We start from the raw sequence: 1,591 nt of genomic DNA on the forward strand, positions 1-1,591 counted from the left end.
GCATGGGGATGCGGACGCCCTTGTCGGTGGCGACGGTGTCGGCGATGTCGTAGCCGGCGTCGACGTGACGGATGACGCCCATGCCCGGGTCGTTGGTCAGCACCCGGCGGACCTTCGCCCCCGCCAGCCGGGTGCCGTCCGCGACCGTCACCTGACCCGCGTGGATCGAACGGCCCATCCCCACACCGCCGCCGTGATGGATCGACACCCACGACGCACCCGAGGCCACGTTCACCATCGCGTTCAGCAACGGCCAGTCCGCGATCGCGTCCGACCCGTCCAGCATCGCCTCCGTCTCCCGGTACGGCGAGGCGACCGAACCGCAGTCCAGATGGTCACGGCCGATGGCCAGCGGCGCGGCCAGCTCACCGCTCGCCACCATGTCGTTGAACCGCTCACCCGCCCGGTCCCGCTCCCCGTACCCCAGCCAGCAGATCCGCGCCGGCAGACCCTGGAAGTGCACCCGCTCACCCGCCATCCGGATCCACCGGGCCAGCGACTCGTTCTCCGGGAACAGCTCCAGGATCGCCTTGTCCGTCTTCGCGATGTCGGCCGCGTCACCGGACAGGGCCGCCCACCGGAAGGGGCCCTTGCCCTCGCAGAACAGCGGGCGGATGTAGGCGGGCACGAAGCCGGGGAACGCGAACGCCCGGTCGTAGCCGGCCAGCCGGGCCTCGCCGCGGATGGAGTTGCCGTAGTCGAACACCTCCGCACCCGCGTCCATGAACCCGACCATCGCCTCCACGTGCCGAGCCATCGACTCCCGCGCCCGGGTGGTGAACCCCGCCGGGTCCTTCGCCGCCAGCGTGGCCATGTCGTCGACGTCCACCCCCAGCGGGAGGTAGGACAGCGGGTCGTGGGCGGAGGTCTGGTCGGTGACGACGTCGACGGGCGCGCCCTCGGCCAGCATCCGCGGCAGCAGCTCCGCCGCGTTGCCCAGCAGACCGATCGACAACGGACGGCGCGCATCGCGGGCCTCGACCGCCAACCGCAGCGCGTGCTCCAGCGAATCCGCACGCACGTCCAGGTAGCGGTGCTCGATCCGCCGCTCGATCGCCCGCGGGTCGCAGTCGATGCAGATCGCCACACCGTCGTTCATCGTCACGGCCAGCGGCTGCGCACCGCCCATGCCGCCCAGCCCCGCGGTCAGCGTGATCGTCCCCGCCAGCGTGCCGCCGAACTTCTTCGCCGCCACCGCCGCGAACGTCTCGTACGTGCCCTGCAGGATGCCCTGCGTGCCGATGTAGATCCACGAACCGGCCGTCATCTGCCCGTACATGGTCAGCCCCAGCTGCTCCAGACGCCGGAACTCCTCCCAGTTCGCCCAGTCGCCCACCAGGTTCGAGTTCGCGATCAGCACCCGCGGCGCCCACTCGTGCGTCTGCATCACCCCCACCGGACGACCCGACTGCACCAGCATCGTCTCGTCCTGCTTCAGCGTCCGCAGCGTACGCACCATCGCATCGAACGAACGCCAGTCCCGCGCCGCCTTCCCCGTCCCCCCGTACACCACCAGCTTGTCCGGATGCTCCGCCACCTCCGGATCCAGATTGTTCTGCAGCATCCGCAAAGCGGCCTCCTGCTGCCAGCC

1 protein-coding gene is annotated in these 1,591 nt (G+C 70.6%); it reads right to left on the reverse strand.

The features are described from left to right. Positions 1-1,591: urocanate hydratase (gene hutU, locus ACLB9X_RS34325; protein ID WP_410364331.1), on the reverse strand; the 1,591-nt coding region annotated here is incomplete at both ends.

It is taken from the genome of Streptomyces sp. 5K101, assembly GCF_046506645.1.
GTDB lineage: Bacteria > Actinomycetota > Actinomycetes > Streptomycetales > Streptomycetaceae > Streptomyces.